We start from the raw sequence: 23497 nt of genomic DNA, 5'->3' as shown, positions 1-23497 counted from the left end.
ATTCAAAAAGAGATCCGGAAAGGATGGCTTTGCCATGCCGAGCTTGTTTTTCGCCGACCTGGTGCGCGAACTGGCGCAGGAGGGCGGAACCGGGCCGCTGACGCCGACCGGCGCAGTGCCCGGCCATCGCCGCTTTGCGGGCGTCGTGCCGCCGGGCGTATCGTTCCATTATGCCGTCGCGGGGATCGCCCGTCCCGATGAGTGGGAGGTCGGGACCGGCCGGATCGGCGGCGACGGGCGGCTGCTGCGCGATATGGTCGCGGCCTCTTCGGCCGGCGGCGCGACGGTCGATTTCGCGCCGGGGCTCAAGACGATCGCGCTGACGGTGGGGGCCGGCTGGTTCGCCGCGCAGGATATGCAGTCGGCGGCGTTCGGCGACGAAGTCGCGGGGCTGGGCAGCGAGCTGGCCGGATTGAGCAGCGCGCTCGACGCCAAGCAGCCGCTGTCGACAACGCACGGCAATGCCGCTGCGGGCGAAGCCGCCGATCTGGTGACGGTCCGCCGCGGCGCCGGTTGGATCAATATCCCTTTGTCGGCGGTGGCCTTTCGCGGCGCCGACGGCCGGTACGTGCTCGACGGCGCTCTGGACGCCCGGCGGGCGGTCGACGGCGACATAGTCGACATCGGCAAGGATGGCGGCGAGCGGCTGCGGGTCTTTGTGAACAACAGCACGATCGGCCTGTTCAACGTCGCGGGAGCGGGCGCGGGCCGCGACGGGCTGCGCATAACCGACGGAGCGGTCGCGGTGGACATCGCCGCCGCCGAGCGCGGACGATTCCATCCGGGCGGGTTGGAGCTTACCATGCCCAACAGCGGCAAGCTGTTCGCCGAACAGGCGGGGGCCGCTTCGGTGAAGCTGCGATCGTCGGCGACGATGCAATATGAGGCGGGGGCGGCGTCCAGCCACCAGTTTCTGGTGAATGGCACACAGGTTGCGCAACTGAGCAGTGCGGGCAGCCTGCAACCCGCCACCGATAACGGCCCGGCGCTTGGCGCCGCCGCGTTTCGCTGGTCGGTCGTTTATGCGGGCACGGGAACGATCAACACGTCCGACGCGCGCGACAAGACGTGGCGCGATGCACCGAGTGACGCCGAATTGCGCGCCGCACGCCGGATCGTCGCCGAACTGGGCTTTTTCCAGTGGAACGCGGCGATCGGCGAGAAGGGTGCGGACGGCGCGCGGCTGCACTTCGGTGTCCGCGCACAGTCCGTGTGGGCGCTGATGGCCGACGAAGGGCTGATCGAGCCGCTTGCCGAAGGCACGACGCCGAGCAGCCGATACGCATTTCTTTGCCATGACGCCTGGGACCAAACAGGAGGGAGCGGGGACGAAGCCGCCGCTGATCGCTTCGGTATCCGGACCGACCAGCTCGCATTGTTTCTGATCGCGGCGCAGGAGGCGCGCCTCGCGGCGCTGGAGGCGGCGGCGTGATCGGCGGATCGGCCCTGGCATCGCGCGCGATCGGCGATGCAGCGCGGCGCGATCTGGCGAGCGAATGGGCCGGCCCCGAACCCGCCGGGTCGCAGACGACGTTGCCGCTGGCCCGCGAGACGGCGCGGCGCGTGACGCTGCGCAAACCCTGAAGAGAGAGCGAGACCATGACGATGATGGTGAAGGATCCGGGCACGAGGATCGATTTCGAGTTCGACTGGGCGGCCGCCTATCCGGGCGGACAGGCGGTGATGACGAGCGACTGGACGGTCGAACCCGTCGAAGCGGGGGGCGTGGCGGTGGCGGGCGCTGCGCACGACCTGATGCAGGCGACGGTGACGCTGACCGGCGGGATCGCGGGCCATGTCTATCGCGTCACCAATCGTGTGGCGATGAGCGACGGACAGATCGACGAACGGTCGATGACGATGCGGGTGGAGGAGCGATGATGGCGGAGAGTCTGTTGCCGGGGGAGGCGCCGGTCAGCCTGAACGAAGCGCGCGGCTGGTTAAGGCTGGGCGCGACGGTCGACGATGCGGTGGTTGCGGGACTGGTGCGCGCCGCAACGAACATCTGCGAGGCCTTTATCGGCCAATGGCTGATCGTTCGCCCCGCCGAGGAAATATGGCCGATCGGCGGCGGGACGGCGCGGCTGAAAGTGCGGCCGGTGATCGGTGTCGATGGCGTCGCGCTGCTCGTCCCCGATGGCGGAGAAACGCCGCTGACCGAAGAGGATTACCGCGTCGTCCTTGACCGCGACGGAAGCGCGCGGGTGACGGTCGAGCCAACGGGCACTGCCGACCGGCTGCGCATTTCCTATCGCGCGGGGATTGCGGAGGGGGCGAATGGCGTGCCCGAAGCGATACGCCAGGGCATCGTCCGCATGACGCAGCATCTGCACGACGCGCGCGATAATGCGGGCGCCGCGCCGCCCGCGGCCATCGCCGCGCTGTGGCAGCCGTGGCGGCGGTTGACGTTGGGCGGCGGACAGTGACCAGCGCCGAAGGCGCGGTGCGCGCCCGCGCGCTCGATCTGCTGGGGGGCGACGATGCGCTCGCGGCGATGGTCCACGGCATTTTCGACGGAATGCCGCCGCGGGCGAGCGCGCCCTATGTGATGGTCGGCGGCGCCGAAGGGCGCGACTGGGGCACGAAGGACCGCGCGGGGCGCGAGGTGCGGCTGACGCTGGTGCTGGTCGGCGTCGGCGATGCGGAGGGAGACGGCGCAGCGCGCCGTATCGAGGGGGTGGTCGCGGCGATGCGCGGTGAGGTGGGTGGCTGGAACATCGTGAGCGCACGAACGATCCGTACCCGCTTTGACTTTGCGCGCGAGGGCGGGTGGCGGCACGAGTTCATCGTGCAGTGCCGGTGCCTTGCTGCCTGATCGGATCAGTCGCCGGGCAATGTGTTGGTCGATTTATAATCCTTGAATTTCTCGGTGAAATTCTCGTGATAATCCTCGACCTGCCAGTCGGCATCCTCGGTGGCGACCTTTTCGGAATCGCCCGCCGCGCGGCCGAGCGCGATCACCGCCTTGCGAAAGGCGTCGCGTTCGGTCGCGCAGTTCGCCTTGAGCCGCAAACTATATTCGGCCTCTTCGACCTTGGCCTCGAGCGCCTTTTTCATGTCGTCGCGAAGGCATTTGGTGAAGGTCGCGCGCGTCCGGTCGACCGTCGCCGCGGGCGATTGGACCATGGCGGCCAGAACCAATGTGGTGATCAGCATCCTGCGACTCCCCGTTTCCGCATGATTATTTTCCAAGGAGATTAAACGATGGCGATCGAAAATGGGAGCGCTTTTCTGCTCAAGGTCGGCGACGGCGAAGCGCCGCCCGCCTATCAGACCGTGGCGGGGCTGCGCACGACGCAATTGTCGGTGAATGGCGAGGCGGTGAACGTCACGACGAAGGATTCGGGCGGCTGGCGCGAGCTGTTGTCGGGCGCGGGGGTGCGGTCGGTGTCGGTAAGCGCGGCGGGAATCTTTACCGGGTCGGCAGCCGAGCTGCGGCTGCGCGGCCATGCACTGTCGGGCACGATCGACGATTATGAGCTGAGTTTCGAGAGCGGCGAGCGGCTGCGCGGGCGGTTCCTGATCACCCGGTTCGACTATGCCGGCGATTATAATGGCGAGCGCAATTATACGCTGAACCTGGAATCGAGCGGCGCGGTGGTGAGCCTGTGAGTGGCGCGGCAAAGATGGGGGCGAATGCGCTGCGCGGCGAGGCGGAGCTGCGGATCGGGGGCGAGCGGCTGGTGCTGCGGCCGAGCTTTGCCGCGCTGGTCGCGGCGGAGGAGGAACTGGGGCCGTTGTTCGCGCTGGTCGAGCGCGCGGCCGACGGGCGGCTGGCGCTGGGCGAACTGGCCGCGCTGTTCTGGCATTGCGTGCGCGATCGGCCCGCAGGGCTGACGCGCGAGGCGGTCGGCGAGGCGGTGGTACGACAGGGTCTGGCGGCCGTGACCCCGGCGCTGCGCATCTTGCTGGGGCAGATTTTGCAGGGGCGGTGACGTGACGGGCGAGCGGCTGGGGCCTGCCACGATCACGCTGGTCGGCCTGATGGCGCGTGTCGCGGGGTGGCGGCCCGATGAGGTCTGGGCCGCGACGCCCGCCGATGTGCGCGCGGTGCTGGCGGGGTGGACCGAAGGCGACGGCGAGACCGGGTTCGATCGCGCCGCGCTGAGCGCAATGATGGAGCAATATCCCGATGGATGAGATCGACGAAATGGTCGTCGCGGTGCGCGCCGACACGGGCGCGTTCCGGCGCGAGATCGCGGCGCTGCGCGACGATTTGCGGGGGCCGCTGGTACAGGGCGCCGACGATGCCGGGCGCGCGATCGAGCGGGCGCTGTCGCGTGCGATCACCACCGGCAAGCTGGGGTTCGAGGATCTGAAGCGGCTGGCGCTGTCGGTAATGGCCGACATTGCGCGCGCGGCGATTTCGGGCGGGATCGGCGCTGCGCTGGGCGGCGGTGGTGCGAGCGGCGGGGGCGGGGGGCTGTTGTCGCTGGGCACCTCGATCGCAATGGCGCTGTTCGGTGCGCCGGCGCGCGCGACGGGCGGGCCGGTGAGCGCGGGACGCGCCTATCGCGTCGGCGAGCGCGGGCCCGAGCTGTTCGTGCCGACCGCGAGCGGGCGGATCGAGGCGGCGGGACCCAGCGTGCGCAACATCGCCATCACCGTGAATGTGCAGGGGCAGTCGGGAAGCGATCCGCAGCGGCTGGCGCAGACGGGGCGGCAGCTGGCGCGCGCGGTTCGGCGCGCGGTGGCGGCGGGAGAGGATTGATGGGCTGGGCCCTGGTCGCGGCGGCCGAGCCGCATCATCGGAAAGGATGGGTCAAGCGATTCGACCCCCGCTTCTGGACGGTCGATTTCGCGCGGCCGATGATGGCGAGCGTGACGAGCGCGGCGCCGGGGGCGCTGCGCGTCGAGGCGGTGTTTTACCGCAAGCAGGATCTGGCGGGGCTGATCTGGGAGAGTGAGGATCGGTGGGATCATCCGCTGCTTGCTTATGAGACCAAGCGCGATTTCCGGCACACGCAGCTTCGGTTCCGCTGGCGGTCGGGCGGGGTGAAGCCGCTCGACGCGCTGCACGGGCCGACGCTGACGATCGAGGGGCGCGATGCCGCCGGGAATCCCCGCGCCTGGTATGTGCGGCTCTGGAACTATGCCGTGGGATCGGGCGAGGACGCGCTCGTGACGCTTGATTTCGATGCGCTCGACGGCGGTTTCCTGTTGCCGGGCGAGGCCGATCCGGTGTGGGCGGGCGATGTCGACCGGCTGTTCATCTCGCTGGTCCCGCCAACATATGACGGCGGCGAGGGCAACCTGGCGGCGCCTGCGGAGGGCTGGGCCGAGATGAGCGCGATCGTCTGCACGGGATCGGGTTCGGTGCTGGCGATCGGCGACGCCGTGCTGCCCGAAACCGCGCTGGGCATGACCGGCGGCTATGACGATTGCTATCATCTGACCCCCGCGCGTGTCGTGCGGCAGATCGTGCAATTGGGCTATCGCGGCAACGTCGTCCATTATGTCGGGATGAGCCATTATATGCGGCTGACGCTGGCGGGCGGCGAGTGGCTTGCCGGGACGGCGGGGGGCGCGATCAACGGTCCCAGCGCCGCGTGGCACCGCGACTTTGCCGCGGCGTGCGCGTCGGCGGGACTGGGGCTGATCTGGTCGCTGTCCTATGAATTGTTCGACGCCTATTGCCCCTCCGAATGGAAGCAGCGCGACACCGATGGCGCCCCCGCGCTGACCGGATGGGAGCCGCCCTCGACCCTGTTGTCGCCCGCCAACGCGGCGGCGATGGAGTATTTACAGGCGGTTGCGCGCGCGTTCGTCGCGATCGGGCGCGACGCCGGGCTGGCGTGCAAATTCCAGGTCGGCGAGCCCTGGTGGTGGATCGCCGCCGGGGGGCGGATTTGCGCCTATGATAGCGCGACGACGGCGGTGCTGGGGAGCGCGAGCGTCGAGATCGCCGATGTGCGCGGCGCGCTCGACGCGTCGCAGCTAGCGATGCTCGATGCGCTGGGCGCCCTGCTCGCGGCATCGACCGCGGCGCTGGTCGCGGCGGCGCGGGACGAAGCGGGGGCGGCGGGGCTGGTGAGCCATTTGCTCGTCTATCTGCCGACGGTGCTCGACGATGCGGCGCCCGAGGTGCGGCGCGCCAATGTGCCGCTGGAGTGGGCAGCGCCGGCGTTCGATGTGTTGCAACTCGAAGATTATGACTGGGTGACGGGCGGGCGCGGCGGCGAAACGGCACAGGCACGCGCGGCGATGGCGATCCGGCTGGGCTATCCAGTGGACGAGCAGCATTATTTCGCGGGTTTCGTGTTGCTGCCCGAGCAGCGGGAGCAGTGGAGAGCGATCGCCGACGCCGCCGATGCGGCGCGGCGCGCGGGGGTGGCACGAACCTTTGTCTGGGCGCTGCCGCAGGTGGCGCGCGACGGTTTCACGATTTTTGATGGGGAGGACGAGGTGCAGGCTTTCGACCCAGTGGACTTTCCGATCGCGATCGGGCGCGAGGCGGCTGCCCTGACCGCGTTTTCGACGCAGATCATAAGCTCACCCGCGGGGCACGAGCAGCGCGCGAGCGAATGGGCCGAGCCGCGAATGCGCTATGATGCGGGGCCGGGCATCCGGTCCGAGGCCGATGTGCGGACCCTGGCCGAATTTTTCCGGGCGCGGCGCGGAGCGGCGCGGGCATTTCGCTTTCGCGATCCGTTCGACAGCAGCTCGGCGATGGGCGACGGGTTGCCGACGGCGGTGGACCAGATGCTTGGGACCGGCGATGGCGTGCGGCGGCAGTTTCCGCTGGTGAAACGCTATGGCGCGGGCGACGCCGAGGCGGTGCGGCCGATCCGTCTGCCGGTTTCCGCCAGCGTGCGCGTGTCGGTCGACGGAATCGAAACGGCGGCCTTTCTGCTGACCGCGGAGGGCGAGGTGCTGCTCGACGTCGCGCCGGCCGCGGGCGTCGCGGTCCGCGCTGGGTTTCGCTTCGACGTGCCCGTGCGCTTTGCCGAGGACCGGCTGGAGGTCAGCCGCGCGAGCTTTCTGGCGGGCGAACTGGCGAGCGTGCCGCTGGTTGAGGTGCGCGCGCCATGGTGACGCCGATCGGGCTCGCTGCTGCGCCGGGCTGGCTGCGCGAGGAGCTGGTGACGCTCGCCTGGTGTTGGCGCCTGTCGCGGCGCGACGGGGTGACGATCGGGCTGACCTCGCACGACCGCGACCTGTTTCTTGACGGGCTGGTCTATCGCGCGGCGCCGGGGATGAAACCCTCGGCGATCGAAACGCGCGACAGCCTGGACGCGGCGACCATGGAGATCGAAGGCGCGATTGCGAGTGACGCGATTGCGGCGCGCGATCTCGACGCCGGGCGCTGGGACGGTGCAAAGCTCGAACTGTTCCTGACCGACTGGACGGCGCCCGGGGCGGCACCGGTGACGGTCGCGCGCGGATTTTTGGGCACGATCACGCGGCGCGGCGCGGGCTTTTCCGCCGAACTGAGGGGCGTCACGCAGCTCTTGGACGGGCCGGTGTGTCCGGCGACCTCGCCCTCGTGCCGGGCGATGCTGGGCGATGCGGCGTGCCGGGTCGACCTGGCGCCGCTGACGCATATGCGGCGGGTCATCGCGGTAGCGGGGCGCGTGGTGACGCTCGATGCAGCGACGCCGCACATGGCGTCCGGCGAATTATTGTGGGTCGAGGGCGGTAATTGCGGCCTCGCGAGCCCGGTCATCGCCGCCGAGGGTGCCCAGCTGCATCTGGCCGAAGCGCCCGTCTTTGCGCCCGATGCGCCGGTGCGCGTCCGGCTGACCGAGGGGTGCGACAAGCAGTTGGGCACCTGCCGCGACCGTTTTGCCAATGCAGTGAATTTCCGCGGTGAGGCGCATTTGCCGGGCAACGACCTGCTGACGCGCTATCCCGGTGGATGATGTTGGCGCGCGCGCTTTTACGGCGGCGCGGGGGATGGTTGGCGCGCGCTTCCGCTTTCAGGGATGCGATCCGGCGACAGGGCTCGATTGCGTCGGGTTGGTTTGGGCCGCCTATGCCGCGGCCGGAAGGAAGCTGGCGCGGCCGCACGGTTATCCGCTGCGGGGCTGGCCGGGGGAGCGCGTCGAGGCGGCGTTGCGGGCGGCAGGGTTCATCCTTGCGGACGACGATGGACGAACGGGCGATGTGGCGCTGGTCGCGCTGCCTGCGGGGCAGTTTCACCTGGGCCTGATGGGTGGCGGGACCCTTGTTCACGCCCATGCGGGGCTGCGGCGGGTGGTCGAGACGCCAGTAGACAACGGATTGGGGGATACGACGCGCTGGCGATTGCCGCCTTGTCCACCCCGCTGCGGTCAGGGCGCAAGTGCCCAAGCCTCGCTGCCCCTCCCGCTGGCGGGAGGGGATGAGCTTTATTGGGAGCAGATTGATGGCGACTTTGGTGCTGACCGTGGCCGGGGGCCTGATCGGCGGGCCAGTGGGCGCGGCGATCGGCGCGGCGCTGGGCCAGCAGGTCGACGCGGCGATCCTGGCGCCGAAAGGGCGCGAGGGGCCGCGACTCGCCGACCTCAAGGTCCAGGCGTCGACCTATGGCCATCAGATCCCGCAATTGTTCGGGACGATGCGCGTCGCGGGCAGCGTGATCTGGGCGACCGACCTGATCGAGCGGCGCGAGAAGCGCGGCGGCGGCAAGGGGCGTCCCTCGACGAGCGAATATAGCTATGCCGTGTCGCTGGCGATCGCGTTGTCGTCGCGGCGAATTCGGGCGATCCGGCGGATATGGGCCGACGGCAATCTTTTGCGGCGATCGAGCGGGACGTTCCACGAGCGTTGCGTTTTTCGCTGGTACGACGGGAGCGAGGATCAGGCCGTCGATCCGTTGATCGCGTCGGCGCTGGGGCCGGGATCGGCGAGTGCGTTCCGCGGACTGGCCTATGCCGTGTTCGAGGAGCTGGAGCTAGGCGGATTCGGCAACCGCATCCCGTCGCTGACCTTTGAGGTCGAGGCCGATGCGGGGAGCATCGATGCGGGACTGGTGGGCGCGAGCCTGCTCGGCGACGCGGCGATCTGCGCGGGCGACTGGAGCTTTGCGGGCTATGCAGCGTCGGGTGAGCGAGCGCGCGACGCGTTGGCCCCATTGTTCGAGGCCGACGCCACGCGCCTGTGTAGCGGGCCCGGCGGCTGGCGCCTGGCGCCTGCCGTGACGGCTGGCGAGGCGGTGGCACTCGACAATTTTCGCGAAACGCGGCGAAGCGATGCCGCGGTGACGAGCGCCGAGCGCCGGCGCGCGCCGCTGGTGTCTTTGCCCGGAACGATCCGGCTGCGCCATTATGAACCCACGCGCGACTATCAATTGGGCCAGCAGACCAGCCGCGTCGCCGGCGGGGGTGTTCGCGAGGAGCGGACCGACCTGCCCGCCGCGCTGTCCGCAGTATCGGCGCGGGCATTGGCGGAGCAGTTGGCGGGGCGCGCGGCCGATGGGCGCGAGGCGATTTTGTGCCGCGGCGACCTGGCCGCGGCCGCCTTGACCGTGGGCCAGGTGGTGACGCTATCCGACGGGAGCGGCTGGCGCCTCAGCGAAAGGACGATTCGCGGCGACGAGATATGGTTGGAGCTGACGCGGTATCAGCCGCTTCCTGCCGTCGACCTGCCCGCCGATCCGGGGGTGCCGGTGGGCGCCCCCGACTGGCCCGACGCAGCGGGGATCGTCCATGCCTTCGACCTGCCGAATATGGGGAGCCCCGCGGCGACGGCGCCGCAGGTTCTGATCGCGGGGGCCGGCAGCAATGACGGCTGGCGCGGCGCCGATTGCTGGTTCGTGGCGGCGCCCGGTGCCGAGCCGATCGCCGTGGGGACGGTGCGCCCGGCGGCCGCATTGGGCCACCTAGCCACGCCGCTGGCGGCGGGAAGCACGAGCCTGTTCGATCTGAGCCATATTGCGGTTATCGAACTCTTCAATCCGGCGATGACGCTGGAATCGGTGAGCGACGCTGCGCTGCTTGGCGGCGCAAATCGCGCAATGCTGGGCGGCGAATTGCTGCAGTTCGGTGAAGCGGAGATCGTGGCGCCCGGAGTCTGGCACCTGTCACGTCTGCTTCGCGGGCGGGCGGGCACGGCCGACGCGATGGTCCATGCGGCGGGCGAAGCCTTTGTCATGCTGGGCGATTCCGCTTCGCCGATGCTTCCCGAAACCCTCTCCGACTGGGCGGAAAGCGGCGGCGCAAAGCTGCAATGGGCACCGCGCGGCGGCACGGATCTCACTGAAATCGGGCTGGCGGCGCCGGGGCGAGCGCTGCGGCCGCTGGTCCCAGTGCACGGGCGGGTTCGCCGCGACGCGGCGGGCGGCGCGATCATAAGCTGGGTGCGGCGCAGCCGGACCGATACGGGGTGGCGCGACGAAGTCGACCTGCCGCTCGGCGAAAGCCGCGAGGCGTGGCGCGTCGCGCTGGTGCCGCCCGTGCCGGGGATCGGGCCGTGGGAGGTGGCGTTGCCCGTCGTGACGATGACGCCGGCCGAGTGCGCCGCGGTCCCCCCCGGATCGACGCTGGACATCCGGCAGCTGGGCGATTTTTCCCTGTCGCCACCGCTTTTAATACCGTTTGCATAGGAGGATCGGATGACTGACACGCCCGCCACACCGCGCTTTGGCCTGCCGTTGCTTGCGGTGGCGCAGGCGCAGAAGGAAGTGACGCACAATGAGGCGCTGACTCTGCTCGACGCGCTGATCGCCGCTGCGGTTGAAGACGGCCCGCTTTCGGCGCCCCCCGCGACACCTGCCGAGGGCCAGTGCTGGATCGTCGGTGCGGCGCCGGCCGCTGCTTGGGCAGGGGAGGAGGCCGCGATCGCGCTATACACGAGCGGCGGTTGGCGATTCCTTGCGCCGCGTGAGGGGATGCAGGTGGTCCGGCTTTCCGATGGCGCGCGTTTGCGCTTTCACGGCGGCGGTTGGAATGAACCCGCCGCCTTGGCCGCCCCGAGCGGGGGCACGGTCATCGACGTGGAGGCCCGCGCCGCGCTGGCGGCACTGATGCTCAGCCTCGAAGCGCAGGGTCTTATGATTTCAGGCTGATTTTGCGTTTTTTCGCGAACCGAGTGCGACTTTTTGGCAACATATTGACGATTTGTTAGCTTGCACGGAACCAAAGCGGCGAGTAGGACGTCTGGCGAGACGTATATCTCAAATTGAAAGGGGAATAATTATGAGGAAGCTTGCCGTCGCTGTGGCGTTGGCCTCCACCACCCTCACGTCGCCCGCTCTGGCGCGTGACGATTCCTGGTATGTCGGTGTTGGCGCCGGCGTGATGATCGTCGAAGACATTGATCTCGACATCGGTGCCACCAACAACGCCGGGTCGCTCGACCATCGTACCGGTTATGATTTCGAAGGCGTCGTCGGCTATGACTTCGGCGGTTTCCGTGCGGAAGTCGAAGTGGGCTATCGCGAAGCCGACATCAAGGCGGGTCGCTTTACGACCCCCGGCATTCCGCAGACTGCTTCGGGTGCGGGCGTGCCGTTTATCGGTTCGACTGCTCTGAACGGCGACTCGAACGTGCTGAGCTTCATGGTCAACGGCATGCTCGACTTCGGCGACGACGACGGCCTGCAAGGCTTCGTCGGCGGTGGCGCCGGTGTTGCGCGCGTGTCGGTCGAACCCGTCTTCGCCGGTCCGTTCCTTGACGATTCGGACACGGGCTTTGCCTGGCAGGCGATCGCGGGTGTCCGCGCGCCGCTCAGCAGCAACTGGGACGTCGGCCTGAAGTATCGCTTCTTTAACGCCGACAATGTCGACCTTGTCGATCAGGTTGGCCGCGACGTTTCGACGCGCTTCCGTTCGCACTCGATCCTCGGCACGCTGACGTACAACTTCGGCGGCGCTCCGGAGCCGGTGGCACCCCCGCCGCCCCCGCCGCCCCCGCCGCCTCCGCCGCCCCCGCCGCCTCCGCCGCCGCCGCCGGTCGTGGAATGTGCGCCTGGGCCGTACATCGTGTATTTCGACTGGGATCAGTCGAACATCACGCCCGAAGCGGCTTCGACGCTCGACAACGCGATCAGCGCCTACAACCGTGGCTGCACGGGTACGCAGGTCATGCTCGCCGGTCACGCCGACCGTTCGGGTTCGGCGACCTACAACGTCGGCCTGTCGAACCGCCGCAACGACGCCGTTCGCAGCTATCTCACCGCTCGCGGTATTTCGGATAGCTCGATCAGCGCGCAGGGCTTCGGTGAAACCCGTCCGGCCGTTGCAACCGCCGATGGCGTCCGCAACGACCAGAACCGTCGCGTGGAAATCACTTACGGTCCGAACTCGGGCATGTAAGACCGGTTTCCATTCCCGACAGGGACTGGACGAAAAAGAGGGGCGGCACCCGATGGTGCCGCCCTTTCTTTTTGTGCGCAGCCCCGGCCTTCAGAACTACCCGCCAATCATTTGCTTGCTCCTGTTGATAAATGTTATATCATTACAATCATGGCGGGATAAAACCCGCATGTTCGGCGGGGTGCGGCCCGACGCGCATCGACCCCGCAAACGGGAGAGAGCCTATGCGCCGACGTCGCAGCATTTATCGCACCGACCCCAATGCCAGCCCGATCATCAACACGACGCCGCTGATCGACGTGATGCTGGTGATGCTGATCATGTTTGTCATTACCATCCCGCAGCCGACACATCGTGTGGACGTCGACCTGCCGGGAATCGACCCCGGGCCCGCCCATATCGGCCGGGAAAATCGCATCAGCATCGACACGCTGGACGTGATCCGGTGGAACGGCGAGGCCGTGGACCTGACCCAGCTGGGGCAGTTGGTAAAGGCTGCGTCGGACCACCCCGATCCCGCGGCCTTGCTGTTCGAGCCCGATCCACGCGCGCGTTACCTGCGCGTCGATCAAGCGATTGGCGCGATCCGGCGCAACGGCGGTAAGGCGATCGCCTTTCCTGGAATCGACCGCTATCGCGATCTGATCTGACCGCACGGCGGTTCAGGCAGCGGGCGCGGTCCCCGGGCGCAGATAGGCCATCATATAGCCGACATAATCGGCCTTGCCGAGCGGGACGCCGAGATGGCGGAGGATTGCATAGGCGGTGACGAGATGGAAATAGAATTGCGGCTGCGCCCAGTCGCGGACGTAGGTGAAAGCGGACATGTCGAACGCCATTCCGTTGGGCAGGTCGAAGCTGACCAGCCGATCAGGGTCGCCGTCCAGCGCGTATGAGTCAACACTGCCGAGCCACGTCAGCGCCTCCGCGATCTGCGCCTGCAGGCCTGCAAAATCGGTGGCATCGTCGGTGAAGGCGGGGGCACCCGCGACGCCGAGGCGCGTGGCGGGCTGTACCGCCTGCACACAGCTGAAGCGCACCTGCGCCGCGAGAGGGAACATGTCGGTCGCGAGCCGTTCGGCAAGAAGCTGCTGTTCGCTCAACCCATTATCCCGCCCCCAGACAAGCGCCTTGTCGAGTTGCGCCGAAAGCGCTTTCAACCCGTTGACGTAGGCGGGAACGGTCGTGTCATACAGCATCGTCGATCCTTTGCAGCGGTGAGTTGGCATATCCGGCCAACGATCAGGCCGTGACAAGACTGTCCTGGAACTGAAGCCGGGCGAGGCGCGCATACAGTCCGTCGGCCGCGACAAGGTCGTCGTGGCGCCCCTGTTCGACGATGCGCCCCTCATCCATCACCACGATCCGGTCGGCGGCGCGCACAGTCGCAAGCCGGTGCGCGATGACAATGGTGGTACGGTCGTGCATCAGCGTTTCGAGCGCATCCTGGACCAGCTTTTCGGATTCGGCGTCGAGCGCCGACGTTGCTTCGTCAAGGAGGAGCAGCGGCGCCTTCCGCAGCAGCGCGCGCGCTATCGCGACGCGTTGACGCTGGCCGCCTGACAGCCGTGCGCCGCCTTCGCCCATGAACGTGTCGAGCCCCTGCGGCAGTTTGCGTAGAAATTCCTCGGCATGGGCGGCGCGCGCCGCGGCCCATAGCTCTTCGTCATCGGCGTCCCAATTGCCGTAGCGCAGATTATCGCGCGCCGAGGCGGCAAAGATCACCGTTTCCTGCGGTACCATGGCGATGCGCGCACGAATATCGGCCGGGTCGGCTTCGACGAGCGGTACGCCGTCGAGCAGGATCTGCCCTGCTTGCGGATCGTAAAAGCGTTCGGCAAGCTGGAAGAGCGTGGATTTCCCCGCGCCCGAGGGGCCGACGATCGCCACGGTTTCGCGAGGGCGGATCGCGAGGCTGAAATCGTGGAGCGCCGGGGAGTCGGGCCGCGTCGGATAGCGAAATTCGACGCCGCAAAACTCGAGAGTCCCGACCGGCGGTTCGGGAAAGGCGCGCGGGCTGGCCGGCGGGGCGATGGTCGCCTCGGCATTCAGAAGCTCGCTCAGCCGTTCAGCGGCGCCGGCGGCGCGCAGCAGATCGCCATAAACTTCGGTCAGCGCACCGAATGCGCCCGCGACAAGGCCTCCGGTGAGCACGAAGGCGGCGATCGTGCCGCCCGTGATCGTGCCCGCCGCCACGCCCTCCGCCCCATACCACAGGAGAGTCGTGATCGCGCCGAAAAGCAGACCGATCACCGTCGCGGTGATGATGGCGCGGAGGCGGATACGGCGCTTTGCGGTGGCGAAATTGGCTTCGACCGCGGTGGTGAAGCGCGCCGCTTCCCGGTCTTCCTGCCCGAAAGCCTGGACGATCTTCATCGCGCCCATCTGTTCGGCGGTGGTCGCGCCGATGTCGGCGACGCGATCCTGGCTGGTCCGCGATACTTTCTGAAGTCGTCGTCCCAAGACGACGATCGGCAGGATGATGACCGGAATGCCGAGCAATATGCCCGCCGTGAGGCTGGGCGACAGGCTGAACAGATAAAGGATGCCGCCGATTCCCATGACCAGATTGCGCAGCGCGACCGATACGGTCGTGCCGACGACCTGTTCGATGATCGCGGTGTCGGCGGTCATGCGCGAGGCAATTTCGGACGGGCGGTTTTCTTCAAAAAAGCCGGGTGCGAGGCGCAGCAGATTGCGCTGCACTGCCTGACGGATATCGGCGACGGTGCGTTCGCCGAGCCAGCTCACGAAATAGAAGCGCAGCGCGGTTGCCAGTGCCAGAGCGATGACGATGGCGTAGAACTGCCGGAAATGCGGCGCGACGTCGCCGCCGCCGGCGATGAAGCCGCTGTCGATCATCTCCTTGAACTGCCAGGGGATCGCGAGCGTCGCGAGCGCCGCGACGCCCAGCGCGACGGCGGCGATCAGAAGTTGCAGCGGATAGCGGCTGGCATAATGCCACACCATGCGCAGGCTGCCGAGTTTGCGGCCGGCGACGGCTTTGGGGGAAGGCGGCGGGTCGGATTGGCTGGCCATCGTATCGGCCCTAGCAGCGGCGACAGGCGCGCTCAACGCCGCACAATGCGGCTTTTGCTTCAAACGCCGTGAAGCGTCACGAAATGATGCGTTGCACAATGGCGATGATGGCCTAGACTGCGACGCGAAGGGACGCCGCAAGAGCGCCCAGCTGGACGCAAGGAAATCTCGATTGATGCTGTATCACGCTTTTGACATGCAGAAGAACTGGCTGGCGGGTGCCAGCGCTCTGGCGACCGCCGGCGCGCAGGTGATGCAGCATCCAGCCAATCCGCTGGGCTATTTCGGCGGCAGTCCGATGTTCGCTTCCGCGCTCGAGGTGTTTGCCCATGCCGCCGCCCCGCGCGGCAAGCCGGGGTTCGAGCTGTACGAAACCATCGTCGACGGCGACGCCTTGCGCGTGACCGAGGCGATTGAGGCGCGCAAGCCCTTTGGCCAGCTCAAGCACTTCAAGCACAAGGGGGTGAAAGAGGCACCCAAGCTGCTGATCGTCGCGCCGATGTCGGGTCATTATGCGACGCTGCTGCGCGGCACGGTCGAGCGAATGCTGCCCGGCCATGACGTGTGGATCACCGACTGGCGCGATGCGCGCAACGTCCCGCTGGAGGCGGGCAAGTTCGACCTCGACGATTATATCGACTATCTGATCGCGTGGCTCGAGCATATCGGGCCCGGTGCGCACATGCTGGCGGTGTGCCAGCCGTCGGTGCCGAGCCTTGCCGCCGCGGCGATCATGGCGGCGAACGGGAATAAGTGCCGCCCCAGGACGCTGACGATGATGGGTGGACCCATCGATACACGCAAGGCGCCAACCGCGGTCAATCACCACGCGACCACGCGGCCCTATGCCTGGTTCCAGGAAAATGTGATCGCGACCGTTCCGGCCTATTATCCGGGCGCGGGGCGCCGCGTCTATCCGGGCTTTCTGCAACTCGCCGGATTCATGTCGATGAACCTGGGCAATCACATGATGAGCCATTGGGAGATGTTCAAACATCTGGTCGACGGCGACGGCGAAAGCGCCGACAAGACCAAGGAATTTTACGACGAATATCGCGCCGTCTGCGACATGACCGCCGAATTTTATCTGCAAACGGTCGATGCCGTGTTCCAGCGGCACCTGCTTCCCAAGGGCGAGTTCGAGCATCGCGGACAAAGGGTCGACATCGGCGCGATCGAGGACATCGCGATCCTGGCGATCGAGGGCGAGCGCGACGATATTTCAGGAATCGGCCAGACCAAGGCCGCGCTGACGCTGGCCAAAGGGCTGCCTGCGGAGCGGAAAAAATATCTGATGGCCAAGGGAGTCGGCCATTACGGCATTTTCAATGGCCGCAAATGGCGCGAGGAGATCGCGCCGGTCGTTGAGGACTGGATCCGCGCCCACGGGGGTTGATGCCGACGCGCCTCCCTGCAACCCGACGAAAATTGAGGGGGTTGCGTCGACGTGAGCCGCTTTCAGCGTTTGCGGCCGATATGTCCGGGCATCGCGGTGCTGCGGGTGAGGCCGGGGCGCCACGTATCGGCTTTCGGCGGCGGGATGATCTGAAAATCGAGGCGGCTGTCCGCGGCGATGATCTGGCCTTCCTCTGCCGCGCGCAGCCGGGTCGTCTGAATCTTGCCGTCGGTCTGGATACCAAAGCGCTTGCCCGCGACCCAGCGCACGGTGCCCGGCATCGGTTTGTGCCCCGGCAGGAACACGGTCATCCGCTCGCCGATCTGTAAAATATGCGGCGCTTGTCCGCCGATCCCGGTGAGCGAAACATTGCGCAGCGTGACGTCGAAGCGCCCGAGCCGTTGACAGCCGAGCGCGGCCTTTACCAGCCGCGATTGGCGCGGCTGGCGCTTCTCCTCCTCGGGGCGCGGTGAGGCAGGGGCGGCCTCGGAATGGGGCATGCGCGACTCAATATCTGCCGTCCGATTCCCACCTCGGACGGTTTATCTTCTTGGTCCCACGCCGGGGTCTAAACGAAGAAGGTAAATTTTCAGATACGGCGAGGGCTCAGGGTCGCGCTGGCGGCAGGCCGCCGAAGGTGACGATGCTCTCGTTTCCGTTAGACGACACCGCCGCAACGCCGAAGAAATGATCGTCGACGATCACACCCGGCAGCACGGCTTCGTTCGCGCTGTTCGATGCGATCAGGCGGCTGTCGGTCCAGTCGCTGCGGTCGGACCGGCGCCAGTAGAGGCGGTAGGCGGCGGCGTCCTTTACCGGCGTCCAGCGAATTGTCGCATCCGAGCTGACTGCGCCGTCGAGATTGACGTCCTGGGGGGCGGGCGGCGCATCGGCGAGTTCGCGTGCGAGCGCGACGTTGAGCGCGGTGACGCGCGCCAGATAGCCGAAATCCATCTCGTCGACCGTATCGCCATATTTGCGGCCGTTTTCGGTCCGCAGATCCTGATGCTGGTGGTCGTAATCCTCGATCCCGACGGTGAAGCGGATCGCGGGATAGCCAAGCTCGAGCGCCGGCAGATGGTCGCCGCCGCGGCGGAACCGGTCGGGGCGGCGGACGGCGAACACCTCGAGCCCGATGGCCGGGTTGTTCCGGCCCGCGCGAATCGCCGCCTTGGCCAGTGCGCGCGACGGGCCATCGTCTTCTCCCCCGATGCCGCGCCGCGCGAGCTGTGCCGCGAGGTCTTCGGATGCGCGGATGCCTTCGCTGAACACGCGCACGCGATTGTCTACGATCGCCCCGTCGGTGCCGCGGATGCCGCCGACGATGTCGTTGTTGAGCAGCGCCGCGACCTGCCAGTCCTGTTCCCTGGCGTGGCGCGCAAGCAGGCGTCCTCCCCACAATCCCTGTTCCTCGCCCGACAACAGCGCATAAACGATCGTCGCGCGATGCTTTTGCTTCGAAAGCAGGCGCGCGGCCTCGATCACCAGCGCGCTGCCCGATGCGTCGTCATTGGCACCCGGTGCGTCGTCGGTGAAATTCATCGGGTCGGATACGCGGCTGTCGATATGACCCGCGATAATGATCACATGCGCGGGATCGCCGCTGCCCTGCTGGATGGCGAGGACATTTTCGACGATCACGCCGCTTGGCGCCCGCGGGCCGTCGAAGCGGTCGGCGATGCGCTTTACCGTCAGGCAGCCGCCGCACGCTTTTGAAATGCGATCGAACTCCGCCGCTCCCCAATTGCGCGCGGCCCCGATGCCGCGCTTGGGATCGGTGGCCGAGGACAGGGTGTGGCGCGTGCCAAAGGAGACCAGTTTTTCCACCGATGCTTTCAGCCGCACGGGATCGGCGGCGGGGACGTCATCGCTGGCGTGAGCAGCGGCGGGTGCGGCGAACAGCAGCGCGGCGAACAAGCAGGATTTGATCATGCCGTGTCATGCCGCGGGCGGCGCGCAAAGAAAAGCCCCCCTCCTCGAAAGGAGAGGGGCGTGGAAAGGGCCTATCCGTTGAGGCCGGAGAAGCGAATGTCCTGCACCCGGCCGTAGCGGACGTCGCAACTGAATTTGCCGCGGTCGTAATAGCCACCGCGGCCCCAGCGGCCGCTATAGCCGTCGCGAACGACGACGCGGCCCTTGACCTTGTACCCGTTACGCTTGCGGTCGATGCTCGTCACTTCGGTCACGTCGGTGCGACCATAGCGGCGGCTGCCGCGCTCGACGGCGTTGACGCACTGGCTGACGGCGCTGCGGCTGTTGCCATAGCGGCGATAATCATAGCCATAGCCGTAACGCGGATCGTCGTAGCGGCCGCGATACCGGTCGTCATAGCGGCCGTAACGATCATAACGGTCGTAGCGGTCATTGCCCGACGACAGGATCGCAGCGAGTCCGCCAAGTACGACCGCGCCGGCGATGATCTCTCCCGCACTGATCCCGTCATGGTCGCGATGATCGCGCGCCGTTGCCGGGGTCGCGCTCATTGCCATTGCGCCGGCGGTGGCCGCACCAATTGCGGCCTTGGTCAGATGGAATTTGCTAGCCATGGTTCGGTCTCCTCAAACAAGCGCAGGCGGCGTGTGCGGCCTGTTGAAGAGGGTTTAGCGATTCGGCCGTGACGCGGTGCTGAACCCGGCGCTTATCTGGGGTTCAGCTAGGGTCCGGGCGCCGGGCTGGCTGATGATCAGCTGGCAGTGACGGGCCGACAACAGGAAAAGCGCGCCGTCCCGCGGATGACGGGCCTTCGGTCCAGCACCGATGACCAGACCTCGCGGGGTATCAGCAGACGCAGCGCGGTTTCGCCTTGGGTTTCGGCTTCCACTTTTTCTTCGCCACATGGCGTTTGCGCACCGGCACATTTTCATAATAGGTGCGCGTCGTCGTTTCGACCGTTTCGGTGACGACAGGGGGGGCATTGATGATCGTCGTCACGACGACCCCCGGCGTGTACCAGCCATATCCGTAACCATGGCCATAACCATATCCGTGGCGATAGGTGGTGCCGTAACCGTCCGGATAATGGCCCCCGCGATAAGCGCCGCGGCTCGCCCACCATTGTTCGCATTTCTTCCTGTCTTCGGCGTTGCCGATCGCGCTGCCTGCGAGTGCGCCAAGCCCGCCGCCGATCAGCGTGCCTTCGGTGCGGCTGCCGCGTCCGGCGATGCGGTTGCCGGCGATGCCCCCCACGACAGCGCCGACAACCGCGCCGCCGACTGTGCCCCCCCGGCCACAGCGGCGTTCCATTTCGGTGTCGTAATGCGGATCATAGCCGCCCTGATGCCAGGAATGGCCATAGGACGGCGGCGGATAGGGGGCGCCATGGCCCTCGACCGTCCCTTCGTAACGCCCCTCATACCGGCGGCCGTCGCGCGTTTCATAGGTGCCGTCCCAGGTGCCGGTCCACCGGCCCTCGGCGTCATAGCCGCTGACACGGCGATATTCTGCTTCGCTCGGTACGCGGTCGGGATAGCCGGTGTAGACGCGCACGTCGGGATCGGTGGGCAGGCCGTAATCGAGCGCGGGCTGTTCAGCGCCGACGCGCCCGGCGTTCAGTAACGACCCCACGGCCAGACCCAGCAACAAAAGCGTGCGCATGTCAAACTCCCCGTTCCCCGGCGCGAACCGATTGGTTAACAACTTGTTAGCAAAAAAGGCGCGGAGTCGCGAATCCGTTAACCCTGAAAGGGGCGTCCCGATTTGGGGCATTTGCAGCAGACGTCAGGAAATGCAGGGCGATGGCGAACTGGCGCAGCGGCGCGGCGATCCGTATTGGCTGGCCGCGGTAAGGAAATGGCTTATCTTCGGTACGCTCAGACCGCGGTGCTTTGCCTTGTTATCAGCCGGGTCGGCAGAACGCGGCGTTCGGCTTCGCCGCCGTCGATACGGCGAAGCAGCGCATCGACGAGCAGTTCGCCGGCGCCTTTCATATCCTGCATCACCGTCGTCAGCGTCGGCGACGTCAGGCTGGCCGCGGGAATGTCGTCAAAGCCGACGATGGCCACATCGTGCGGCATCCTGATCCCCGCTTCGGCAAGCGCGCGCATCGCGCCGATCGCGATCAGGTCGCTCGCGGCAAAGATCGCGTCGAAGCGCGTTCGTGCACCGAGCAGCGAGACGGCGGCGGCATAACCCGACGCTTCAGATGATACCGCGTCGCGCTGGAGCGCGGGGTCGGGTTCGATTCCCGCGGCGCGCATCGCGCGGCAGAGTCCGCGATAGCGGTCGTTAAACTCGGGCGCATGATCCGACGCATCGCCGAGGAAAGCAATGCGCCGCCGCCCGATCTCGATCAGATGCGCCCCCGCCTGTTCGCCCGCGCCGATATTGTCGGAGCCGACCGTCAGGCCGATGTCGTCTTCCGACACCGACCCCCAGCGCACGAATTTGGTGTCCATTTCGACCAGATGCTCCAGCTTCTCGCGGTAAAGCTGATAGTCGCCATAGCCCAGCAGGATGATCCCATCGGATCTGTGGCTGTCCTGATAGGCGACGTGCCAGTCGTTGTGCATCTGCTGGAAGCTGATGAGCAGATCATAGCCGCGGAGCGCGCATTGGCGCGTGATCGATCCCAGCATCGACAGGAAAAAGGGGTTGATCATCGATTCGTCGGGGGTCGGATCCTCGAAGAAAAGCAGCGCCAGCGTGTGCGTGCGCTGCGAGCGCAGGCTCGACGCGTTTTTGTCGACGGTATAGTTGAGCTCGCGCGCAATTCGCTCGATATTCGCGCGCGTCGCGGCGCTCACCGACTTGCTGCCGCGCAGTGCGCGCGACACCGTGGGCTGCGATACCCCCGCCAGATAGGCGATGTCGAAGCTGGTCGGCTTGGCCGAGGGCGGGCGCCCCATGCTCCTCTCCTGCGGCAGCCGCCCCGTAGGGCGGTCCATCATGCCTTTCGAATTTAACGGCTGGCAGGGGCGGCGCAATGGCCGGTGTGGCCAGCGGCGCCAGGGCGGCGGCACTGTGACATTTTGGCGACAGCAAATTTGGGTTCGATCCCAATTGTTCTTTCGATCCAGGACGATAAGCTTAAGTTCGCCGAACAGGGAGGATATGATGAAGCAGCTCATGAACGCTTTGGCCCTGACCGTCGCGCTGGTTGCCCCGGCCAGCGAGGCAAAGGAGCCGCTGCGGTTATCGCCGTCTTCAAAATGGCACGTCAACTACGCGCCGGACAGCTGCCGCCTCGCGCGAGCGTTCGGCACTGGCGACGACGAGGTGTTGCTGCTCCTCGACCGGTTTCAGCCGGGGCCGCGGGTGCATATGACGCTTGTGGGCGAACCGCTCAAGGTGCGCAGCGACAATCGGCGTATCACGCTACGTTTCGGGCCGAACGATCCGCCCTTCGGCAAGCAGTTCACCCCCGCGACGGTCGACGGCGGCCGGGCGGCGCTCGTGCTCAGCGGCGGGCTGTATATTTCGGGCTATGACCCTTCCTGGGCAGAGGTGGAGGGCGAGGACGACGGGACGCGGCCTTTGCCGGTGGTCGATCCCGCACTCTATGGCGCGATCCGGGATCTTGAGGTTCGCATTCCAGGCAAGCAGGCGGTGGTGCTCGAAACCGGATCGATGCTCGACGCCGAGCGCGCGCTCGCCGCCTGCACCGACGACCTTTTGCGCGGCTGGAACATCGATGTGGCGGCGCACCGGACGCTGTCGCGCCGCGTCGCGCCCGTCGGCAGCCCCGGAAAATGGATGAACAGCAGCGACTATCCCGCCGACATGTGGATCCGGGGCAATCAGGCACTGGTGTTCTTCCGGCTCGTCGTCGATGCCGAAGGCAAGCCTGCAAGCTGTCATATCCAGCAATCGACGCGGCCGCAGGCGTTCGACGACGCTGTGTGCAACGGGATTATGAAACGCGCCAGCTTCACCCCCGCGCTCGACGCGGCGGGCAGGCCCATCGCCTCCTATTATCTGAACAGCGTCCGCTTCAAAATGTAGGCGCGCCGCTGCCTCAGTCCGGCTTGCGGAACCGCAGCGCGAACTGGTCGGTCTTGCCGCGGATGCCCTCATCAAAGACATTGGCCGTTCGTGGGTCGTTGGCGCGGGCATAAAGGTCGCTTTCGGCTTCGAGGGTAAAGCCCGCCGCGGTCAGTGCGGCGATCACCGCCGCTTTGTCGATCCGGTGCAGGCTGTCGGCCGCCGTCGTTCCGCTGCCGTCGGCGGCGCTATGGTCGACGACGATCAGCGTGCCCCCGGGTTTGAGCGCTGCGAACAGCGCGGCGCTCGCTCTTGCTCCCGTGTCTTCGGCGAAGGGTTTCAGGTAAAGGTCGTGGAAATTCTGGACCGTGATGATCGTATCGAGCGGTTCGGGAAAGGCGGGCGCGGCGAACGGTCCGCCAACTGCATCGACATTGTCATAGGCGGCATCGACCGCAGCCTGATCGTCGCCATATTGTTTGCGAAACGCGATGAACTCGGCGGGCTGGAAACCGTAAACCTTGCCAGCGGGGCCGACCGCGGCGGCGAGCAGGCGCGTGACATAGCCGCCGCCCATCACAAAGTCGCCGACCTTTTCGCCCGGCTCGATCCCGGCGAATGCCAGCAGTTCGGCGGGCTTGCGCGCGGCATCCTTGTCGCGGTCGGCAGTCGGCCTTGCGGAGTCGGCGAGGGCAGCGGCATAATCGGGTGCGGCCGCCTGCGCGGAAGCCAGCGGACTGGCGGCGAGCAGCAGGGCGAGGGTTAGCGAACGGACCATGGCATCGACTCCCTTGGTGTGTCGCACCGATATAACAGACCGGCGCAAAGCGCGCGCGGTGAATCGCGCAGCATCCCACCCGACGGTTCTGACGGGGCTTGGCATCGCGCGAATCCATGATAGGTTTCG

General features: G+C 67.0%; 26 protein-coding genes and 1 pseudogene. 18 read left to right on the top strand and 9 right to left on the bottom strand.

The window, feature by feature from the left end:
* The first annotated feature begins 34 nt into the window (after positions 1 to 34).
* From RIA72_RS13470 to RIA72_RS13450, 5 genes are read left to right on the top strand one after another with little or no spacing between them, the layout of a single operon-like run.
* Positions 35 to 1432 carry a tail fiber domain-containing protein gene (locus RIA72_RS13470; protein WP_350032571.1) on the top strand — a complete coding sequence of 466 codons (1398 nt, stop codon included), beginning with the start codon at positions 35 to 37 and terminating at the stop codon, positions 1430 to 1432.
* Positions 1429 to 1584 carry a hypothetical protein gene (locus RIA72_RS13465; RefSeq protein ID WP_350032570.1) on the top strand — a complete coding sequence of 52 codons (156 nt, stop codon included), beginning with the start codon at positions 1429 to 1431 and terminating at the stop codon, positions 1582 to 1584. The genes RIA72_RS13470 and RIA72_RS13465 overlap by 4 nt, the downstream gene beginning before the upstream one ends.
* 15 nt (positions 1585 to 1599) lie before the next feature.
* On the top strand, positions 1600 to 1881 hold the full coding sequence (locus RIA72_RS13460) for a phage fiber-tail adaptor protein (protein ID WP_350032569.1): 282 nt from the start codon (positions 1600 to 1602) through the stop codon (positions 1879 to 1881).
* A complete protein-coding gene (locus RIA72_RS13455; RefSeq protein WP_350032568.1) occupies positions 1881 to 2426 on the top strand; it encodes a head-tail connector protein in 546 nt (181 codons plus the stop codon). Before RIA72_RS13460 ends, RIA72_RS13455 begins: the two co-directional genes overlap by 1 nt.
* Positions 2423 to 2815 carry a DUF3168 domain-containing protein gene (locus tag RIA72_RS13450; RefSeq protein WP_350032567.1) on the top strand — a complete coding sequence of 131 codons (393 nt, stop codon included), beginning with the start codon at positions 2423 to 2425 and terminating at the stop codon, positions 2813 to 2815. Before RIA72_RS13455 ends, RIA72_RS13450 begins: the two co-directional genes overlap by 4 nt.
* A gap of 5 nt (positions 2816 to 2820) precedes the next feature.
* On the opposite strand, the gene RIA72_RS13445 is transcribed toward RIA72_RS13450, so the two are convergent.
* Positions 2821 to 3156 carry a hypothetical protein gene (locus RIA72_RS13445; protein ID WP_350032566.1) on the bottom strand — a complete coding sequence of 112 codons (336 nt, stop codon included), beginning with the start codon at positions 3154 to 3156 and terminating at the stop codon, positions 2821 to 2823.
* Between the two features lie 48 nt (positions 3157 to 3204).
* Here RIA72_RS13445 and RIA72_RS13440 point away from each other — a divergent pair, with 48 nt between their 5' ends.
* From RIA72_RS13440 to RIA72_RS13390, 11 genes and pseudogenes are all read left to right on the top strand, one after another.
* A complete protein-coding gene (locus RIA72_RS13440; RefSeq protein WP_350032565.1) occupies positions 3205 to 3612 on the top strand; it encodes a phage major tail protein, TP901-1 family in 408 nt (135 codons plus the stop codon).
* A gap of 14 nt (positions 3613 to 3626) precedes the next feature.
* Positions 3627 to 3935, top strand: a complete 309-nt coding sequence (locus RIA72_RS13435) for a gene transfer agent family protein (protein ID WP_350032824.1) — start codon at positions 3627 to 3629, stop codon at positions 3933 to 3935.
* A 1-nt stretch (position 3936) separates the two neighbouring features.
* A complete protein-coding gene (locus RIA72_RS13430) occupies positions 3937 to 4140 on the top strand; it encodes a phage tail assembly chaperone (RefSeq protein ID WP_350032564.1) in 204 nt (67 codons plus the stop codon).
* A complete protein-coding gene (locus RIA72_RS13425; RefSeq protein WP_350032563.1) occupies positions 4133 to 4711 on the top strand; it encodes a tail tape measure protein in 579 nt (192 codons plus the stop codon). Before RIA72_RS13430 ends, RIA72_RS13425 begins: the two co-directional genes overlap by 8 nt.
* The gene (locus RIA72_RS13420) at positions 4711 to 7035 is read left to right on the top strand and encodes a DUF2460 domain-containing protein (protein WP_350032562.1); all 2325 of its coding nucleotides are present in this window, start codon (positions 4711 to 4713) and stop codon (positions 7033 to 7035) included. Before RIA72_RS13425 ends, RIA72_RS13420 begins: the two co-directional genes overlap by 1 nt.
* A complete protein-coding gene (locus RIA72_RS13415; RefSeq protein WP_350032561.1) occupies positions 7029 to 7862 on the top strand; it encodes a phage/gene transfer agent baseplate hub protein in 834 nt (277 codons plus the stop codon). Before RIA72_RS13420 ends, RIA72_RS13415 begins: the two co-directional genes overlap by 7 nt.
* Before the next feature lie 34 nt (positions 7863 to 7896).
* Positions 7897 to 8187, top strand: a pseudogene (locus RIA72_RS13410) (NlpC/P60 family protein); the annotation flags it as partial.
* Positions 8188 to 8347: 160 nt separating this feature from the next.
* The gene (locus RIA72_RS13405; protein ID WP_350032560.1) at positions 8348 to 10525 is read left to right on the top strand and encodes a GTA baseplate fiber-binding domain-containing protein; all 2178 of its coding nucleotides are present in this window, start codon (positions 8348 to 8350) and stop codon (positions 10523 to 10525) included.
* 9 nt (positions 10526 to 10534) lie between these two features.
* Positions 10535 to 10987: a DUF2793 domain-containing protein gene (locus RIA72_RS13400; RefSeq protein ID WP_350032559.1), complete on the top strand. Its 453-nt coding sequence runs from the start codon at positions 10535 to 10537 to the stop codon at positions 10985 to 10987.
* Between the two features lie 130 nt (positions 10988 to 11117).
* Positions 11118 to 12236, top strand: a complete 1119-nt coding sequence (locus RIA72_RS13395; RefSeq protein WP_350032558.1) for an OmpA family protein — start codon at positions 11118 to 11120, stop codon at positions 12234 to 12236.
* Positions 12237 to 12460: 224 nt separating this feature from the next.
* Complete coding sequence (locus RIA72_RS13390) at positions 12461 to 12886, top strand: ExbD/TolR family protein (protein WP_350032557.1); 426 nt, start codon at positions 12461 to 12463, stop codon at positions 12884 to 12886.
* Between the two features lie 12 nt (positions 12887 to 12898).
* Here the strand turns inward: RIA72_RS13390 and RIA72_RS13385 are convergent, their stop codons facing one another.
* Both RIA72_RS13385 and RIA72_RS13380 read right to left on the bottom strand, forming a co-directional pair.
* The gene (locus RIA72_RS13385) at positions 12899 to 13435 is read right to left on the bottom strand and encodes a DUF1993 domain-containing protein (RefSeq protein ID WP_350032556.1); all 537 of its coding nucleotides are present in this window, start codon (positions 13433 to 13435) and stop codon (positions 12899 to 12901) included.
* A gap of 43 nt (positions 13436 to 13478) precedes the next feature.
* Positions 13479 to 15275 carry an ABC transporter transmembrane domain-containing protein gene (locus RIA72_RS13380; protein WP_350032555.1) on the bottom strand — a complete coding sequence of 599 codons (1797 nt, stop codon included), beginning with the start codon at positions 15273 to 15275 and terminating at the stop codon, positions 13479 to 13481.
* A gap of 175 nt (positions 15276 to 15450) precedes the next feature.
* Between RIA72_RS13380 and RIA72_RS13375 the strand changes: the two genes are divergently transcribed.
* Positions 15451 to 16671, top strand: coding sequence for a polyhydroxyalkanoate depolymerase (locus tag RIA72_RS13375; RefSeq protein ID WP_350032554.1), 1221 nt, complete (start codon positions 15451 to 15453; stop codon positions 16669 to 16671).
* A gap of 62 nt (positions 16672 to 16733) precedes the next feature.
* Here RIA72_RS13375 and RIA72_RS13370 read toward each other — a convergent pair whose 3' ends face one another.
* The 5 genes from RIA72_RS13370 to RIA72_RS13350 form a co-directional block, all read right to left on the bottom strand.
* Entirely contained in the window at positions 16734 to 17171 is a 438-nt protein-coding gene (locus tag RIA72_RS13370) for a PilZ domain-containing protein (protein ID WP_350032553.1), read from the bottom strand.
* 106 nt (positions 17172 to 17277) lie between these two features.
* Positions 17278 to 18603, bottom strand: coding sequence for a M28 family peptidase (locus tag RIA72_RS13365; RefSeq protein ID WP_350032552.1), 1326 nt, complete (start codon positions 18601 to 18603; stop codon positions 17278 to 17280).
* A 71-nt stretch (positions 18604 to 18674) separates the two neighbouring features.
* Positions 18675 to 19217: a hypothetical protein gene (locus RIA72_RS13360; protein ID WP_350032551.1), complete on the bottom strand. Its 543-nt coding sequence runs from the start codon at positions 19215 to 19217 to the stop codon at positions 18675 to 18677.
* A 232-nt stretch (positions 19218 to 19449) separates the two neighbouring features.
* Positions 19450 to 20265, bottom strand: a complete 816-nt coding sequence (locus tag RIA72_RS13355; RefSeq protein WP_350032550.1) for a glycine zipper 2TM domain-containing protein — start codon at positions 20263 to 20265, stop codon at positions 19450 to 19452.
* Between the two features lie 215 nt (positions 20266 to 20480).
* Positions 20481 to 21515 carry a LacI family DNA-binding transcriptional regulator gene (locus tag RIA72_RS13350; RefSeq protein ID WP_350032549.1) on the bottom strand — a complete coding sequence of 345 codons (1035 nt, stop codon included), beginning with the start codon at positions 21513 to 21515 and terminating at the stop codon, positions 20481 to 20483.
* 208 nt (positions 21516 to 21723) lie between these two features.
* Here RIA72_RS13350 and RIA72_RS13345 point away from each other — a divergent pair, with 208 nt between their 5' ends.
* Positions 21724 to 22611: an energy transducer TonB gene (locus RIA72_RS13345; RefSeq protein ID WP_350032548.1), complete on the top strand. Its 888-nt coding sequence runs from the start codon at positions 21724 to 21726 to the stop codon at positions 22609 to 22611.
* 13 nt (positions 22612 to 22624) lie between these two features.
* Here the strand turns inward: RIA72_RS13345 and RIA72_RS13340 are convergent, their stop codons facing one another.
* On the bottom strand, positions 22625 to 23368 hold the full coding sequence (locus RIA72_RS13340; protein WP_350032547.1) for a class I SAM-dependent methyltransferase: 744 nt from the start codon (positions 23366 to 23368) through the stop codon (positions 22625 to 22627).
* Positions 23369 to 23497 lie beyond the last annotated feature (129 nt).

The organism is Sphingopyxis sp. (assembly GCF_040216815.1).
Taxonomy (GTDB): Bacteria; Pseudomonadota; Alphaproteobacteria; order Sphingomonadales; family Sphingomonadaceae; genus Sphingopyxis.
This window is presented reverse-complemented; position numbering and strand designations above follow the sequence as displayed.

Coding starts and splice junctions, on each gene's coding strand:
- RIA72_RS13470 (WP_350032571.1), top strand. CDS start 35: ATGCCGAGCTTGTTTTTCGCCGACCTGGTGCGCGAACTGGCGCAGGAG.
- RIA72_RS13460 (WP_350032569.1), top strand. CDS start 1,600: ATGACGATGATGGTGAAGGATCCGGGCACGAGGATCGATTTCGAGTTC.
- RIA72_RS13455 (WP_350032568.1), top strand. CDS start 1,881: ATGGCGGAGAGTCTGTTGCCGGGGGAGGCGCCGGTCAGCCTGAACGAA.
- RIA72_RS13445 (WP_350032566.1), bottom strand. CDS start 3,156: ATGCTGATCACCACATTGGTTCTGGCCGCCATGGTCCAATCGCCCGCG.
- RIA72_RS13440 (WP_350032565.1), top strand. CDS start 3,205: ATGGCGATCGAAAATGGGAGCGCTTTTCTGCTCAAGGTCGGCGACGGC.
- RIA72_RS13435 (WP_350032824.1), top strand. CDS start 3,627: ATGGGGGCGAATGCGCTGCGCGGCGAGGCGGAGCTGCGGATCGGGGGC.
- RIA72_RS13425 (WP_350032563.1), top strand. CDS start 4,133: ATGGATGAGATCGACGAAATGGTCGTCGCGGTGCGCGCCGACACGGGC.
- RIA72_RS13420 (WP_350032562.1), top strand. CDS start 4,711: ATGGGCTGGGCCCTGGTCGCGGCGGCCGAGCCGCATCATCGGAAAGGA.
- RIA72_RS13415 (WP_350032561.1), top strand. CDS start 7,029: ATGGTGACGCCGATCGGGCTCGCTGCTGCGCCGGGCTGGCTGCGCGAG.
- RIA72_RS13405 (WP_350032560.1), top strand. CDS start 8,348: ATGGCGACTTTGGTGCTGACCGTGGCCGGGGGCCTGATCGGCGGGCCA.
- RIA72_RS13400 (WP_350032559.1), top strand. CDS start 10,535: ATGACTGACACGCCCGCCACACCGCGCTTTGGCCTGCCGTTGCTTGCG.
- RIA72_RS13395 (WP_350032558.1), top strand. CDS start 11,118: ATGAGGAAGCTTGCCGTCGCTGTGGCGTTGGCCTCCACCACCCTCACG.
- RIA72_RS13390 (WP_350032557.1), top strand. CDS start 12,461: ATGCGCCGACGTCGCAGCATTTATCGCACCGACCCCAATGCCAGCCCG.
- RIA72_RS13385 (WP_350032556.1), bottom strand. CDS start 13,435: ATGCTGTATGACACGACCGTTCCCGCCTACGTCAACGGGTTGAAAGCG.
- RIA72_RS13380 (WP_350032555.1), bottom strand. CDS start 15,275: ATGGCCAGCCAATCCGACCCGCCGCCTTCCCCCAAAGCCGTCGCCGGC.
- RIA72_RS13375 (WP_350032554.1), top strand. CDS start 15,451: ATGCTGTATCACGCTTTTGACATGCAGAAGAACTGGCTGGCGGGTGCC.
- RIA72_RS13370 (WP_350032553.1), bottom strand. CDS start 17,171: ATGCCCCATTCCGAGGCCGCCCCTGCCTCACCGCGCCCCGAGGAGGAG.
- RIA72_RS13365 (WP_350032552.1), bottom strand. CDS start 18,603: ATGATCAAATCCTGCTTGTTCGCCGCGCTGCTGTTCGCCGCACCCGCC.
- RIA72_RS13360 (WP_350032551.1), bottom strand. CDS start 19,217: ATGGCTAGCAAATTCCATCTGACCAAGGCCGCAATTGGTGCGGCCACC.
- RIA72_RS13355 (WP_350032550.1), bottom strand. CDS start 20,265: ATGCGCACGCTTTTGTTGCTGGGTCTGGCCGTGGGGTCGTTACTGAAC.
- RIA72_RS13350 (WP_350032549.1), bottom strand. CDS start 21,515: ATGGGGCGCCCGCCCTCGGCCAAGCCGACCAGCTTCGACATCGCCTAT.
- RIA72_RS13345 (WP_350032548.1), top strand. CDS start 21,724: ATGAAGCAGCTCATGAACGCTTTGGCCCTGACCGTCGCGCTGGTTGCC.
- RIA72_RS13340 (WP_350032547.1), bottom strand. CDS start 23,368: ATGGTCCGTTCGCTAACCCTCGCCCTGCTGCTCGCCGCCAGTCCGCTG.